The organism is Kribbella capetownensis (assembly GCF_004331485.1).
GTDB classification, from domain to species: Bacteria; Actinomycetota; Actinomycetes; order Propionibacteriales; family Kribbellaceae; genus Kribbella; species Kribbella capetownensis.
Genome location: NZ_SJKD01000001.1, coordinates 1,075,334 through 1,089,435, shown reverse-complemented (window position 1 = coordinate 1,089,435; position 14,102 = coordinate 1,075,334). Strand labels below are relative to the sequence as shown.

The window sequence follows — 14,102 nt, the reverse complement described above, 5'->3', positions numbered from 1 at the left end:
GCCGCGATGACCTGGTGGGTCCTGCATGTGGACATGGACCAGTTCATCGCCGCCGTGGAGATCCGGCGGCGGCCCGAACTGCGTGGTCTGCCGGTGGTCGTCGGCGGGTCCGGGGATCCGACCCAACCACGGCAGGTCGTCGCCACGGCGTCGTACGAGGCCCGTGAGTACGGCGTGCATTCGGGGATGCCGGTGCGGGCGGCGTACAAGAAGTGCCCGCAGGCTGTCTTCCTGCCGTCCGATCCGGCTGCCTACGAAGCGGCGTCGACCGAGGTGATGGACACGCTGCGGTCGTTCCCGGTGGTCGTCGAGGTGTGGGGCTGGGACGAGTGCTTCGTCGGCGCGGAGACCGACGATCCCGAGCAACTCGCGGCCGACCTCCGCGCGGCGGTCGCGGAGCGGACCACGCTGACCTGCTCGGTCGGCATCGGCGACAACAAGACCCGCGCCAAACTGGCGACCACGTTCGCGAAGCAGCCGCGGTCGCACGCGACGGCCTTCGAGCACGCCGGTACGACGGATGCGGGGATCTATCGGCTCACTGCCGCGAACTGGCGTGAGGTGATGGACCACCGGGCCGTCCGTGAGCTGTGGGGCATCGGCAGCCGGATGGAGCGGAACCTCAACGAGCTCGGCATCGTCACCGTCGCCGACCTGGCCGCCGCGGACGTCGACGTACTGCGGAAGCGGTTCGGTCCGAAGATGGGCGCCTGGTACGCCGCCTTGGGCCGCGGACTCGGGGACACTCAGGTGACCGACGTACCGCGGGAACCCGTGTCGCGGAGTCGCGAGGAGACGTTCCCGGAGGATCTGGTCGAACGGGCCGAGGTGGAGGAGCAGTTGCGCCGGATCGCGGTCGAGGTGACGCGGGACGTGGTCGCCGAGGGCCGCAGCATCCAGCGGATCTGGGTCAAGGTCCGCTTCATCAGCTTCTACACCCCGATCAAGAGCCGGAAGCTGCCCGAGATCACTCAGGACCCCGAGGTCATCGCCGTCACCGCCCTCGTCCTGCTGGACAAGTTCGAACTCCGCCGGCCGATCCGCCTCCTCGGCGTCAGGGTCGAATTCGCCCCACCTCAGGACAGCTTGTAGGTGCGGGTAGCCGTAGTACTGAAGACTGCTTCGCGCTCCGCAGGACTCAGCCTGGCTGTCAGAGTCTCCGCAGTGTCGACCACCTGGGCGTACGACGCGGCCAGCAGACAGACCGGCCAGTCGGAGCCGAACATCACCCGGTCGGGGCCGAAGGCATCTAGTACCACGTCGGCGTACGGCTGCAGGTCCGCGGGTTTCCAGTCCGTCCATGAAGCCTCGGTTACCATGCCTGAGAGTTTGCAGGTCACGTTCGGCTGTGCGGCCAGCTCACGCAGCTGACTTGCCCACGGCTCCAGAGGCTCACCGATCACCGGCTTGGAGATGTGGTCGACGACGAAGGTCAGTTGGGGGAACGCGCGGGCGGTCGAGATCGCGGCGGGAAGATGCGGAGTCTTGGTCAGGAGGTCGTAGACCAGACCGGCGTCGGCGACCGCGGCGAGGCCGCGCTGGACCTCGGGCCGGAGGAGCCAGTCGACATCCGGCTCGTCGTGGACCTGGTGTCGGATCCCCTTCAAATACAGGCCATCCGGCCGCGCCAACAGCCCGGACAACGCGGTCGCCACATCATCCGCGGTGAGATCCACCCAGCCGACCACGCCCGCGACCAGCCCGTTGCTCGCAGCAACCTCCAGGAATTCGACCGTCTCCTCCACCAGTCCGACGGTCTGCACCAGCACTGTCGCGGTGACCTCCGCGGCCCCGGCCAGCGGCGCCAGATCATCGATGCCGTAGTTGCGCCGGATCGGGTCCAGCTCCGGCCCGACCATCCAGCTCTGCTCACGGACGGTCAGATCCCAGACGTGGTGGTGGGCATCGACTCTGCTCATGCGACTCTCCGATCGTCGATCGCGTCTTGGTCCCACTCGATACCCAACCCGGGCGCGTCCGGCGCGACGGCGTGTCCGTCCACCACAGCCATCTCGGACCGCGTGATGGCGCGCAACTGCGGGATGTGCTCGACGTACCGCCCGTTCGGTACGGCGGCGGTCAGGCTGACGTGCAGTTCCATCAGGAAGTGTGGGCAGATTTCGAGGTTGAACGCCTCGGCCAGGTGCGCGACCTTGAGCCACGGTGTGATCCCGCCGATCCGGGCCACGTCGGCCTGGACAATCCCGGCGCCACCGGCGGCGACGTACTCGCGGAACTGCGAGATCGAGTACAGCGACTCGCCGACCGCGATCGGGATCGACGTCGACTCGGCGAGCCGGACATGGCCGGTCACGTCGTCGGCCGGCAGCGGCTCCTCGAACCACGACAGGTCCACGGCCTCGAACGCGGCGGCCCGTCGCTTGGCCTCGGCGTACGTCATCGACTGGTTCGCGTCGACCATGATGTCCAGCGCCGGACCGACCGCGTCCCGGACCGCCCGGAGCCGTTCGAGATCCTCGTGCACGCGCGGCTTGCCGACCTTGAGCTTGACGCCCGGCCAGCCCGCCTGCTGCGACGCCAGCGCGCCCGCGACGAGCTCATCGGTTGTCAGGTGCAACCAACCGCCCTCGGTGTCGTACAGCGGGACCTGCTGCCGGAACCCGCCTGCCAGCCGCCACAGCGGCTCACCGGCGCGCAGGCAGCGTAGATCCCACAGCGCGGTGTCCACCGAGGCCAGGGCCAGCGAGGTGATGGCTCCGACCGTCGTGGCGTGAGTAGACCAGAACAGGTCCGACCACAATCCTTCGACATTCCGCGCGTCGGCACCCACCAATCGCGGCAGCAGGTGATCACGCAGCAGCGCCAGTACGGCGGTCCCGCCCGTGCCGATCGTGTAGGAGTACCCGCGTCCCACCGCTCCGTCGGAGGTCTCCAGCTCGACGAAGACCGTCTCCTGCTTCAGGAAGGATTGCACGGCGTCGGTCCGGACCGTCTCGACCTCCAGGTCCACCAGGTACGCCTCCGCCCTGGTGATGCGGAAATCGATGGTCATGGGCGGCTCCAGATCCTATAGGATATTGCGAAGCTGATGCTGCCGCTTCACACTGGAGCCGTCAAGTGTGGGGCAGAATGTGGGCTTCCCGGGAGGAGCGACGGTGACAGATGCGCATGTGGGTCTGGCGGGGCAGCTCTCGCGCCTGCCCCAGCGACAGGTATTGAGCGACGACGTCTACGAGACGGTCAAGGGCCTGATCATGGACAGCGTGGTCCAGCCGGGCACCCGGCTGAACATCGACGCGCTGACCCGTGAACTGGGCATCTCCCAGACCCCGATCCGGGAGTCGCTGGCGCGGCTGGAGTCCGACGGACTGGTGATCAAGGAGCCGCTGCGCGGTTACCGGGTGTCGTCGCGGCTGACCCGGGACGAGTTCGACGACCTGTTCGAGTACCGGCTGCACATCGAGCCGTGGGCGGCCGGGCGTGCCGCCCAGCGGGCCGGCACCGAGGACCTGGCCCGGCTCAAGGCCGAGATGCTGAGCTACACCGACGTACCGGACCGTCCGGCGTACGAGAGCTACCGGGCGATGGCGGCGCACGACCAGCGCTTCCACGACCTGGTGCTGGAGCTGTCCGGCAACGAGACCGCCCGGCTGTCCTTTGCGCGGACACACTGCCACCTGCACCTGTTCCGGCTGTACTACGGTGGCGGCATCGCGACAAAGGCGTTGCGGGAGCACAAGACTGTCGTGACCGCCGTCCGCAAGGGCGACCCGGAGGAGGCGGCCGCGGCGATGCGGGCGCATATCGAGGCCTCCCGGGCCCGGTTGCGGCCGATCTTCGACCAGGAATGACTCACCCAGGGAGATCTTTGTGGAACTGCTGCGCCTCGGTGCGGTCGGTGCGGAGCGCCCGTACGTGCGCGCCGCCGACGGCACCGTTCACGACCTGAGCTCCGTCACCCGCGACACTGGCGGTGAGATCGACGGCGCGTTCCTCGCCGCTGACGGCATTGCCCGTGCCCACACCGCGCTCGAGGCCGGCGACCTGCCGGCCGTCGACGTCGAGGGCCTGCGGATCGGCGCCCCGATCGCCAGGCCGGGCGCGGTGGTCTGCATCGGCCAGAACTACGCCGCCCACGCGGCCGAGTCCGGTGCCGAGCCGCCGAAGCAACCGATCGTCTTCTTCAAGACCCCGAACACGGTCGTCGGACCGAACGACGACGTCCTCGTCCCGCGCGGTTCGACCAAGACCGACTGGGAGGTCGAGCTCGCCGTCGTCATCGGCAAGCAGGCCCGGTACGTCGACTCCGACGCGGAAGCGCTCGCGTGCATCGCCGGGTACGCCGTGTCGAACGACGTGTCCGAGCGGGCCTTCCAGCTCGAGCAGTCCGGCGGGCAGTGGTCCAAGGGCAAGTGCTGCGAGACGTTCAACCCGCTCGGCCCGGCGCTGGTCCCGGCCGACGAGATCGGCGACCCGCAGAACCTCGACCTGAAGTCCTGGGTCAACGGTGAGCCGCGGCAGGCCTCCAACACCCGGGACATGATCTTCAGCGTCGCGGCGCTGATCCGCGACCTGTCGCAGTACCTGACGCTCGACCCCGGCGACATCGTCAACACCGGCACCCCGGAGGGCGTCGCGCTGTCCGGCCGGTTCCCGTACCTGGCCCCCGGCGACACCATGGAGCTGGAGATCCAGGGCCTGGGCCGGCAGAAGCAGACCCTCGGCAAGGCCTGATCCGAAACTGTCCCCGGCCGGCTCTAGGGTCGGCCGGGTGACCGATCATCTCGCCGACATCCGGACGTCGTACGACACTGTCGCCGTCTCGTACGCCGAACTCGTGCAGGACGGCCCGGCGTTCGAGGCGCCGACTCTCGACCTGTTCGGGAAGCTCGCCGAAGGCGGGCCGGTGCTGGACGTGGGGTGCGGACCTGGCCGGGTCGTCGGTCTGCTGGCTTCGCGTGGTCTACCGGTGATCGGGATCGACCTGTCCCCCGGGATGATCGAGGTCGCGCGGCGGGACCATCCCGAGCTGGACTACCGGGTCGGGTCGATGACCGCGCTGGACCTGCCCGATGGCGAGCTCGGCGGAGTGGTGTCGTGGTGGTCGGTCATCCACCTGCCTCGCGACGTGGTGCCGCAGGCGTTCGCCGAGTTCTACCGGGTCCTGCGGCCTGGCGGGGTTCTACTGGTCGGCTTCCATGTCGGTGAGGAGTCGACTCATAAGTCCTCCGGGTACGGCGGCCATCCGATGAACATCTACGTCCATCGATGGCTGCCCGATGGGCTCACCGCGATCGCCGTCGCTGCGGGCTTCACGCCGTACGTCGATCCCTCGATCCCCGATGAGTGCCTGATGTTCCGTAGGTAATCCGGTGGCGGGGGCGGGCGGCGTACGCGACGCTCGGCGCATGACTTCGCACGTTCGCACCGTGACCTTCGACGCCCACGACCCCTACGAGTTGGCCGGCTTCTGGCTGCAGGTGCTGAGAGCGCCGCGCCCCGACGACGACGCGCCGGACGACCCGTACGCCGCGGTCGTCACGGACTCGATGACGCTGCTCTTCGAGCGCAACAACGACGAGAAGGCCGCCAAGAACCGCGTCCACCTCGACCTCGAGCCGGACGGCCCGCGCGACGCGGAGGTCGAGTGGCTCCTCACCATCGGCGCCACCATCGCCAACGACCACCGCGAACCCGACGGCACCGGCTGGGTCGTCATGCACGACCCCGAAGGCAACGAATTCTGCGTCCTCCGAAGCGCCGCCGAACGAGCCGCCACAAGCTGATCGTCCGGGTGTGGACGGGGGATGATCTTCCCCCAGCGTGCTCCCGCCCGCCCGTGGTTCCCTGGTGGGCTTACCACCCACACCTTGCGGGCTCCTTCGTCGCCCGCGGGACAGTTGCTGGTGTGCGCATCGCAGCCTGGAACAGGAACTGGTGGGCCGGCACACGGTATTTCCTGTTCCAGCCCTCGAGGACCTGTCGCACACCCCAAGACAGTCCCGCACCCGAGCACGCGGCAGCCGGCACCAGCACCACAGCAGCCAAAGCGCCCCACTACACCCAAATACCTCAGAGGTCGTCGGTGATGGGGGTTTGGCCGGTGAAGGTCAGGCGCCAGTCCGTGGTGCTGGCGTCTACGGTGAGGTCGTAGCCGTCGCGGTTTGCGGTGAGGTGGTGGTGGTCGCCTTCGACCGGGGCGACCTCGACCTTCCAGCCGCGGCCGTCGAGGGTTTCGGCGGCGAAGCCGATCTGGGCCTCGGGGTCGGGCGAGGTCGGGTCGCCGGTTTCGACGGTGATGGTGCAGACCGCTTCCGGACCATGCTCGTCCGAGAGAGCTTCCTGACGGACCGGGCCGACGTCTTGCGTCACCGTCGGTGTCTGGCTCGGGACGACGAGCGCCGCGACCGCGAGCAGTTCCGAGCGGAGGAAGTTGCGGGCTTCGGTGAGCGTCATATCCCGGTCTTACACCTTGGCGGCCACTCTGGCGACGCCAGACCGCGATTCGCCGTTCACCCGAAGGCCAGCGACCAGGAGCCTTCGTGCAGGGAGAGGCGGACACGGGCCAGGGGCCGGACGTCGACGTGGCGGAGCGACTCGGCCGGGGCGTCCAGGACGTAGAGTACGGCCGCCCGCACCACCGCCGGGTGGACGATGGCCAGGACGGTACGACGTTCGCCGTACTGCTCACCGAGATCGCCCAGCCAGTCAGCGACCCGGGCGAGTACGTCGTTCTCCGACTCGCCGCCCGGCGTGGCGGTGTGCGGGCGCTCCAGCCATGCGGTGACCCGCTCCGGATCGGCCGCGAGCAACTCTTCGAGTCCACGTCCGGACCAGTCGCCGTACTCGCGGTCCCGCAGCGCCGGCTCGACGACAGGCGTCAGGCCGAGCGCCTCCGCGGTCCGTACGGCGGCCACCTCCGGGCCGGCGAAGACCGCGTCGGCCGCCAATTCACGCCCAGCCCCGACCGGCAACTCACGCGCGGCGGCGAGACCAGCCGGGTCCGGCTCGGCGTCGCCGCCGAGCACAAGGCCACGCAGAGCGGGGGTCAGGGCATGAGCGACCAGCGTCAACGCCGTCAAGCGGCTACCACCTTCTGTCGGGACAGCCGGTGGTCCACCGCGGCGGCGTACCCGAATCCGAGCAGGAGCCACAGCGTCGCCTGCGTACCGAGTGAGGCGAACCGGAACTGCCACAGCAGCGTAGCGGGGAACGACCCCGGAACCTCGTTGATCGACGGCAGGATCTGGTACGCGATCACGATCGTGACGAGGAAGGCAACCACTCCGCCGGCCAGCCGGGCGACGTCGCCGTACCGGGCGGCCCACCGTGATGCGGCGACACCGGCCCAGACCGCGAGCAGTCCGATCACGAGCGTCAGCAGGTAGGTCACCGTACGGCGGGTGATCGTGTCCGGATCGCCGACCGCGGGTGGGTTCGGTGGATACTTGAGGAACGGGACCAGCACGATCCCGACGAAGCCGGCAGCGGCCAGGCCGAGAGCGGCGTACGGATCACGTTCGGTCCGCAGTTTGCGCCGCAGCAGCGTGAAGGCGACGGCGAAGATCCCGCCGAGCGCGATGCCGTACAGGGTGGTCGCGAGGAACAGCCCGGCCTTCTGGCCGTCGCGGCTGACGAGCGGTTCCTCTTCGGCGGCGGCCGCAGTGCCGTCGCCATGGTCGTGGGTGTGCGCGGCACCGGCTTCTTCGATGGCGATCGCGGCGTCGACGTGCGGCTCGCCCGTCACGTACGCGAAGGTTCCGGCCAGCAGGCCGGCGAAGAGTCCGATGATCAGTCCGCGCACCAGGAGCGATCCGAAGGTGCGCATCGGGTTAATGGCAGGGCACGCCGAGAAGGTGGCGGCCGTCGTGCATCAACTCGTGCAGGTACATGCCCGAGTGCGACACCGCACCCTGGTCGAACATGACGAGGTAGCCGAGCAGGAGCAGGACGCCGATGCTGAGCAGCGCGGCGGCGAGGAGCCGGGGTGAATAGGCCGGTACGGCGACCGAGCGGGCAGGAGCTGCCATCTGAACCTCCTGGGGAAGTGCGCGTCCCCTTCGAAAGGCTGCTGGTGCCCGAGCGTCCTGACTCACGAGCTGAGCTCGCTCACAGTGGCGCGGCCGTGCCGGACTCTCACCGGCTTCCCTCATGGCACCGCAGGTTGTCCCCCGAACCGTAGCGGTGCGGATCGAGAGGGGTCAACGCGTGGGACGGCCGGGTGACGTTCCCCACCCCCGGACCTACCCTGGGCAGATGCCGTCCGCTCATCACCTGGTCGCCTTCGCGATCACCGCGTTCATCATCATTGTCGTTCCCGGTCCGAGCGTGCTGTTCATCGTCGGCCGGGCGCTCGCGGTCGGTCGCCGGGAAGCGGTGCTGACCATGGTCGGCAACACCATCGGCGCCGCGGTGATGCTGGTCGCGGTCGCCCTCGGGCTCGGCACCCTGATCGCGGCCAGTGCGATCGCCCTGACCGTGGTGAAGCTCGCGGGCGCGGCGTACCTGATCTACCTCGGCGTGCACGCCTTCCGCACCCGCAAGTCGCTGGTCGAGACGATGACCAGCGGGGTCAAGCCGGGCAACAGCCGGCGGACCATGCGCCAGAGGTTCCTGGTCGGAGTCACCAACGCCAAGACCGCGGTCTTCTTCGCCGCCGCGCTGCCGCAGTTCGTCGACAAGGGCCCGGCCGGCCCGGCCTGGCTCCAGATCCTCGTCCTCGGCCTGGTCTTCATCCTGATCGCGCTCTGCTCGGACAGCGTCTGGGCCGTGGTGGCCGGTACGGCGCGCGAGTGGTTCGCCCGCTCGCCGCGCCGGCTCGAACTGGTCGGCGGCACCGGCGGTCTGATGATCATCGGCCTCGGCGCCGGCATCGCGGTGACCGGCTCTAAGGAGTAGCGGTACGACGACCCGCCTGCACGCCGATCAGCGCCAGCACGGCAGGCAGACCGAACGCAACCAGGTACGCCGTCAGTGCGGAGTGCGGCTCGAGGGCCGCGAAGAGCGAACCGCCGATCGCCAGGATCGTTGCCGTGGCCAACGAGTCGCTCAACTGCGCGGCCGAGCTGTTGGCGCCCTGCTCCTCGCACTCGGAGTAGTCCAGCACGAGCACGGACAGCGTCGGGAAGACCGTGCCCATGCCGAGTCCGGTGAGACTCCAGCCGAGGATGCCGACGACGACCGGCACGTTGTCGTTCAAGGTCAGCGTGGCGGTGACGATGCCGAGCACGATCGCGATCATGCCGGCCTGCAGGAAGACCGAGTGTGAGAACGGCTGGTTCGGGCGGCCGCGGTACCACGAGGCCGCGGTCCAGCTGAGTGCGCTGACGGTCAGCACCAAGCCGGCGACCGCTGGGGACAAGCCACGCTCACGGGTGAGCATCAGCGGCAGGAACACCTCGGCACCGAAGCCGGACGCCGCGACCAGACCGCGGAGTGCAACCACGGACGGCAGACCGCGCCCGAAGGTGAAGGTTCCACGCGGCAGCAGCTTCGGCGCGAAGGCGACCACGCCGCCGAGTCCGACCGCGAGCAGAGCGAGCTGGAGTACGCCGTGCTGCTGGCCGCCGTAGTGGAGCAGACCAACCCCGACCGCAGCCGCGACCGCCCACAGCGCTCGCTTGTCCCACAGACGTCCCGGAAGCGGTTCGTGCGTGCTGCCTCTGAGCCCGGGCCGCATCACCAGCGCCGCCGGGATCGCAAGGGCTGGTACGGCGAGGAAGACGATGCGCCAGCTGGCGTTCTCGACGATCAGGCCCGCGATCGCCGGGCCGACCAGCGACGGGACGACCCAGCCGGTCGCGAAGGCGGCGAAGATGCGCGGTCGCAGCCGGGCCGGGTACAGCTGCCCGACGACGACGTACAGGGCGACCGTGAGCAGACCGGAGCCGAAGCCCTGGATGATGCGGCCCACGACCAGGATCTCCATGGTCGGAGCCAGGCCCGCGATGATCAGACCGGCCAGGAACCATGCCGTCCCGTGCCAGAGCGGGCGGGTCGGGCCCTTGAGGTCACTCCAGGTTCCCGAGACCACCATTGCGATCACGCCGGAGGCGAGCGGTCCGCCGAAGGCGAGTGCGTACAGGCTGAGCCCGTCGAGCGCCTGCGCGACGGTCGGCATCGCGGTGGTGACGGCGAGCGACTCGAACGCGACCAGGGTGATCAACGCGACCATCCCGACCGTCAGCGAGCGGTACTGCGGCGAGAGAACGCCGCCGGACGGGGTCGGGGGGCCCTGGTCGACCGCGGGCTCGGCTGCAATGGTCATGCCAAGCACCTTCTGACCTCAAGGGTACTTTAAGTCAACCCCGGATCTCAGAGAACCGCCGCGAGCACCAGTGCGATGATCGGTGGGACGGCCTGGGCGGCCGCGGCGCGGAGCATCCGGCGATCGGAGGCGAGCAGGACGAGACCGGCTCCGGCCATGCACCCACAGCTGAACAGCGCGACCGCGTGACCTTCGTCGCCGCCCCAGATCAGGCCGCCGAGCGCACCGACCGCCAGGAACAGGTTGTAGAAGCCCTGGTTGAAGGCCCACGGTCGCGCCGCGGCCGCCTCGGCCTCGTCCTTGATCAGGAACCGCCGGTACGTGCTCGGCCTGCGGAACAACAGGCTCTCCAGGGCGAACACCGCGACATGGAAGAGCCCGGCCACCACCACGAACACCTGCGCGATCACGTTCATGGCGAAAACGTACTGGGTTCTCAGACGCTCCAGTCGAAGGCGCGAGCAGGGTTGGAGGTGAACACTGCGTCTGCCACCTGGGCACCGAGCCGCCGCTCGATCCGCGGCCGGAGATGGGCCAGCAGGTATGGCATGCCGGGCCCCTCACCGGTCGCGCCGCGCGCACGAGCAGTCGTCGTGTCGCCGCCGAGCAGCAGGCGGTCCGCGTATCCGGCGTCGGCGAGCGCGGCCAGGCAGTTGATCAGCCAGGGGTCTGTCGCGTGATTGGCTCGCGACGGACCGTCGAACGCCAGCCATGCACCTCGCTCGGCCAGCTCGAGGTGCCCTCGTTGGTCGGGAAAGCGGTTCAGGTGCCCGAGGATCACACTGGCCGGCGGTACGGCGAGTTCGTCGACCAGCAGATCGAGTACCGCGTCCGCGGCGGTCCCGAGCTCGTGGTGAACCGCGATCGGTGCGCCGGTCGCGTGATGCGCCTCGGCGGCGGCCCGCATCACCCAGCGGGCATGGGAATCCAGCACATGGTAGCCGCCGGCAACCTTGATCAGCCCGGCGCGAACCTGACTGTTGCCGATGCCAACAGTCAGCTCGGCGTGGAAGATCTCGGCCAGCTTCGGGCGGACCTGGTCGACGAATCCGTCGGGGTAGAGTTCGGCCCGGTGCAGTCCGGTGGCCGCGATCAGCGAAACCCCTGTGGTGGTTGAGATTCCGGGTAACGCGTCGGCTCGTCGTCCTAGACCATGCGGGGTCCACTGCACGATCGCTTGGCCGCCTGCCGCTGCGAAGGCCTGCGTCTCGGCGACTGCCGCCTCGACATCATCGAGCTCCTGACCTGGCATGACCGGAGTACGGAAGAAGAGGTGGTCGTGCGAGTCGGTGATGCCGAGCTGGTCCGGTGGGATGTCACCGATGACTGCGCGAATCACCGGGACTCCGCGGCGGCCTGATCTGGTACGGCGTCCTGCATCGGATCCTCCTTGTAACGGTTGAGCCGTTACCAACGTAACGGGTGAGGCGTTACGATGTCCAGGTGGTTGATCGGATGGAGTTCCGGCTGGATCTCGGCGCGACGTGGCTGAACCTGCTCGCCACGCGCGGAACGCACTTCGGGGAGAACCCGGTGGAGCGGATGCCGACGGTCGAGCGGTTCACGGAGTGGCTCGACCTGGTGGAGCTGCGGCCGGTGCGGAGGGTGACGTCGGCGGACCTGACGCGGGCCTGGGAGTTGCGGGAGATCCTGCGACCGATCGCGCTCGCGACGGTGGACGGCGTACCGCCTGATGCGGCGGCGGTTGAGGCGCTCGCGACGTTTCTCGAGGGTGACTCGGCCGTGCTGACGGTGACTGATCGGCTTGAGCGCTCCCGTCCGCGGACGACCGAGGACGCGTTGTCTCGCATCGCCCGTCAGGCCGTCGATCAGCTGACCGGTCCCGAGCGTGTGTTTCTCTCCGCGTGTCCCGAGCACGACTGCCGCGGCGTCTTCACCGACCCGACCGGCCGCAGACGCTGGTGCCCGAACCCCACCTGCGCCATTAGAGGCCGAGTCCGAGCCCACCGAGCCCGCAAACAAGCAGAAACCGCCGGCCAAGCTGACTGAAGTCAGCCCAACCGACGGTTCCCAACAGCAACGTCAGCTGGTTCGGCGGGAGGCTCGGGTGCCGGCGGAGAAGGCGGCTGCTCCGCCAGATCGCGAGGTCGAGGCCGTGCTCGTCGTGGGCGCCGAGCGCTTGGCGGAACCGGAGGAGGCCGGACGGCTTGCGCTGGGTGCCTGTGCGCCTCGGCCGCCGCGTCGACGGCGGCTCCCGCGGCCGCCCGCACCACGACCATCGCCACCACGACCGCCCGCACTGCGACCGCCTGCGCCGCGGCCGGCGGAGCCGGACTCCGCTGGCCCTCGGCTGGTTGACGAGCGGCCTGCGGAGGCGGCTGCCAGCTGCGGAGCGACGAAGGTGCGCTCGCCCGGAGCCAGCTCGGAGAGCAGCGGGTCGCCGGTGGAGAGCTTGGTGATGGTCGGCGCGATCCCAGCCTTGCGGGTGAGGTCGCGTACGTCGCGAACCTGGGCGTCGGTCATCAGCGTCACGACCGTGCCCTCGGCACCGGCCCGGGCAGTCCGGCCGGAGCGGTGCAGGTACGCCTTGTGCTCGATCGGCGGGTCCGCGTGGATCACCAGTGCGACGTCGTCGACGTGGATTCCACGGGCCGCGATGTCGGTGGCGACGAGCGTCTTCGCCGTACCCTCCGAGAAGGCTTCGAGGTTCCGGGTGCGGGCGCCCTGGGACAGGTTGCCGTGGAGTTCGACCGCCGGCACGCCCTGCGCGATCAGCTTCTTGGTCAGCGACTTCGCGCCGTACTTCGTCCTGGTGAAGACCAGCGACCGTCCGGGCGCCGCGGTCAGGTCGACGAGCACGGGGAGCCGGGTGTCGGGCTGGACGTGCAGCACGTGGTGGGTCATCTTCGAGACCGGCGACTGCGCCGAGTCCACGCTGTGCGTCACCGGCTCGGTCATGAACCGCTGCACGAGGACGTCGACGCCCGCGTCCAGCGTGGCCGAGAACAGCAGCCGCTGAGCGCCGGTCGGGGTGGCCTCGAGGATCCGCCGTACGGCGGGCAGGAAGCCGAGGTCCGCCATGTGGTCGGCCTCGTCGAGCACGGTGATCTCGACCGCGTCGAGCTTCACGTGCCCGGCCTGGAGATGGTCCTCGAGCCGTCCCGGGCAGGCGACGACGATGTCGGCGCCCTTGCGCAGGCCGGTGATCTGCGGACCGTGGCCGACGCCGCCGAAGATGGTCATGGTGCGCAGGTCGAGCGCGTCGGTCAGTGGCGTGATGGACGCCTGGATCTGGGTGGCCAGTTCGCGCGTCGGCGCCAGGATCAGCGCGCGCGGGTGATTCGGACGCCGCTTGGTCCGGCTCGCGGCCAACCGGGCCAGCACGGGCAGCACGAAGGCGTAGGTCTTGCCGGATCCGGTCCGGCCGCGGCCGAGAACGTCCTTGCCGGCCAGTGCATCCGGCAGCGTCGCCGCCTGGATCGGGAACGGCTTGGTCACCCCGGCCGCCGCGAGTGCGGCCACCAGGGACGCCGGTACGCCGAGGTCCGCGAACGTCAAGTTGTCCGGGACAACTACTTCCGCGACCTGTTCGTAGGCCGCCCGCGTGACGGCCTTGTTGCTCTGAGCAACCTTCGGCCGAGGGGCGCCGTCGGAACGGCGACGCCGGCGGGGACGGGAGGTGGAGGGTGTTTGGGCAGACTGCGTTGATGTCGGGCGGCGGGCCGCCATGTAGTACTCCAGAAAGTCGGGGGGTCGTCCTGCCCGGCGCGGCCGTTCATCAGCCGCGGCGCGTGGTGGTCGACTGCGTGTCCCGATAGCGTCGAGTTACAGCGCGTACGGGACACGAGCGCGCTCTGTCACAGGCGCTCCGGCCCGAGGCAGAACTGGGCGGGCCGTCACGGACAGTCTACGT

At 69.4% G+C, this 14,102-nt stretch carries 17 protein-coding genes and 1 riboswitch; of the genes, 7 read left to right on the top strand and 10 right to left on the bottom strand.

All coding sequences use genetic code 11. The features are described from left to right. The first annotated feature begins 6 nt into the window (after positions 1-6). Positions 7-1,092, top strand: a complete 1,086-nt coding sequence (locus E0H75_RS05385; protein WP_131511905.1) for a DNA polymerase IV — start codon at positions 7-9, stop codon at positions 1,090-1,092. On the opposite strand, the gene E0H75_RS05380 is transcribed toward E0H75_RS05385, so the two are convergent. Further along, the gene (locus E0H75_RS05380; protein ID WP_131511903.1) at positions 1,077-1,919 is read right to left on the bottom strand and encodes an amidohydrolase family protein; all 843 of its coding nucleotides are present in this window, start codon (positions 1,917-1,919) and stop codon (positions 1,077-1,079) included. The genes E0H75_RS05385 and E0H75_RS05380 overlap by 16 nt on opposite strands. Next, entirely contained in the window at positions 1,916-3,013 is a 1,098-nt protein-coding gene (locus tag E0H75_RS05375) for a mandelate racemase/muconate lactonizing enzyme family protein (protein WP_131511901.1), read from the bottom strand. Before E0H75_RS05375 ends, E0H75_RS05380 begins: the two co-directional genes overlap by 4 nt. Before the next feature lie 103 nt (positions 3,014-3,116). Here E0H75_RS05375 and E0H75_RS05370 point away from each other — a divergent pair, with 103 nt between their 5' ends. The 4 genes from E0H75_RS05370 to E0H75_RS05355 are packed head-to-tail and all read left to right on the top strand — an operon-like array spanning position 3,117 to position 5,747. Continuing rightward, positions 3,117-3,812, top strand: coding sequence for a GntR family transcriptional regulator (locus tag E0H75_RS05370; RefSeq protein WP_131511899.1), 696 nt, complete (start codon positions 3,117-3,119; stop codon positions 3,810-3,812). Positions 3,813-3,831: 19 nt separating this feature from the next. Continuing rightward, positions 3,832-4,695, top strand: coding sequence for a fumarylacetoacetate hydrolase family protein (locus E0H75_RS05365; RefSeq protein ID WP_131511897.1), 864 nt, complete (start codon positions 3,832-3,834; stop codon positions 4,693-4,695). 37 nt (positions 4,696-4,732) lie between these two features. Beyond that, complete coding sequence (locus E0H75_RS05360; protein ID WP_202872830.1) at positions 4,733-5,329, top strand: class I SAM-dependent methyltransferase; 597 nt, start codon at positions 4,733-4,735, stop codon at positions 5,327-5,329. Positions 5,330-5,369: 40 nt separating this feature from the next. Beyond that, entirely contained in the window at positions 5,370-5,747 is a 378-nt protein-coding gene (locus tag E0H75_RS05355) for a VOC family protein (protein ID WP_131511893.1), read from the top strand. Between the two features lie 286 nt (positions 5,748-6,033). On the opposite strand, the gene E0H75_RS05350 is transcribed toward E0H75_RS05355, so the two are convergent. From E0H75_RS05350 to E0H75_RS05335, 4 genes are read right to left on the bottom strand one after another with little or no spacing between them, the layout of a single operon-like run. Then, complete coding sequence (locus E0H75_RS05350; protein WP_131511891.1) at positions 6,034-6,417, bottom strand: hypothetical protein; 384 nt, start codon at positions 6,415-6,417, stop codon at positions 6,034-6,036. Positions 6,418-6,473: 56 nt separating this feature from the next. Continuing rightward, complete coding sequence (locus E0H75_RS05345) at positions 6,474-7,043, bottom strand: histidine phosphatase family protein (RefSeq protein WP_131511890.1); 570 nt, start codon at positions 7,041-7,043, stop codon at positions 6,474-6,476. After that, entirely contained in the window at positions 7,040-7,789 is a 750-nt protein-coding gene (locus E0H75_RS05340; protein WP_131511888.1) for a CbtA family protein, read from the bottom strand. Before E0H75_RS05340 ends, E0H75_RS05345 begins: the two co-directional genes overlap by 4 nt. A gap of 4 nt (positions 7,790-7,793) precedes the next feature. Further along, positions 7,794-7,991: a CbtB domain-containing protein gene (locus tag E0H75_RS05335; protein WP_131364919.1), complete on the bottom strand. Its 198-nt coding sequence runs from the start codon at positions 7,989-7,991 to the stop codon at positions 7,794-7,796. 52 nt (positions 7,992-8,043) lie between these two features. Further along, a riboswitch (cobalamin riboswitch) is annotated at positions 8,044-8,109 on the bottom strand. Between the two features lie 108 nt (positions 8,110-8,217). Here E0H75_RS05335 and E0H75_RS05330 point away from each other — a divergent pair. Further along, a complete protein-coding gene (locus E0H75_RS05330; protein ID WP_131511886.1) occupies positions 8,218-8,859 on the top strand; it encodes a LysE family translocator in 642 nt (213 codons plus the stop codon). Here the strand turns inward: E0H75_RS05330 and E0H75_RS05325 are convergent. From E0H75_RS05325 to E0H75_RS05315, 3 genes are read right to left on the bottom strand one after another with little or no spacing between them, the layout of a single operon-like run. Beyond that, positions 8,849-10,228 (bottom strand): MFS transporter, encoded by a 1,380-nt coding sequence (locus E0H75_RS05325; RefSeq protein WP_131511884.1) that lies wholly within the window; start codon positions 10,226-10,228, stop codon positions 8,849-8,851. The two genes, E0H75_RS05330 and E0H75_RS05325, sit on opposite strands and share 11 nt — an antisense overlap. Positions 10,229-10,275: 47 nt before the next feature. Continuing rightward, the gene (locus E0H75_RS05320) at positions 10,276-10,644 is read right to left on the bottom strand and encodes a DUF1304 domain-containing protein (RefSeq protein WP_131511882.1); all 369 of its coding nucleotides are present in this window, start codon (positions 10,642-10,644) and stop codon (positions 10,276-10,278) included. A gap of 20 nt (positions 10,645-10,664) precedes the next feature. After that, positions 10,665-11,567 carry a phosphotriesterase family protein gene (locus tag E0H75_RS05315; protein WP_131511880.1) on the bottom strand — a complete coding sequence of 301 codons (903 nt, stop codon included), beginning with the start codon at positions 11,565-11,567 and terminating at the stop codon, positions 10,665-10,667. Positions 11,568-11,671: 104 nt separating this feature from the next. On the opposite strand from E0H75_RS05315, the gene E0H75_RS05310 reads away from it, so the two are divergent. Further along, on the top strand, positions 11,672-12,238 hold the full coding sequence (locus tag E0H75_RS05310) for a CGNR zinc finger domain-containing protein (RefSeq protein ID WP_202872829.1): 567 nt from the start codon (positions 11,672-11,674) through the stop codon (positions 12,236-12,238). Between the two features lie 33 nt (positions 12,239-12,271). Here E0H75_RS05310 and E0H75_RS05305 read toward each other — a convergent pair whose 3' ends face one another. Further along, the gene (locus tag E0H75_RS05305; RefSeq protein ID WP_238162844.1) at positions 12,272-13,747 is read right to left on the bottom strand and encodes a DEAD/DEAH box helicase; all 1,476 of its coding nucleotides are present in this window, start codon (positions 13,745-13,747) and stop codon (positions 12,272-12,274) included. Positions 13,748-14,102: the final 355 nt, after the last annotated feature.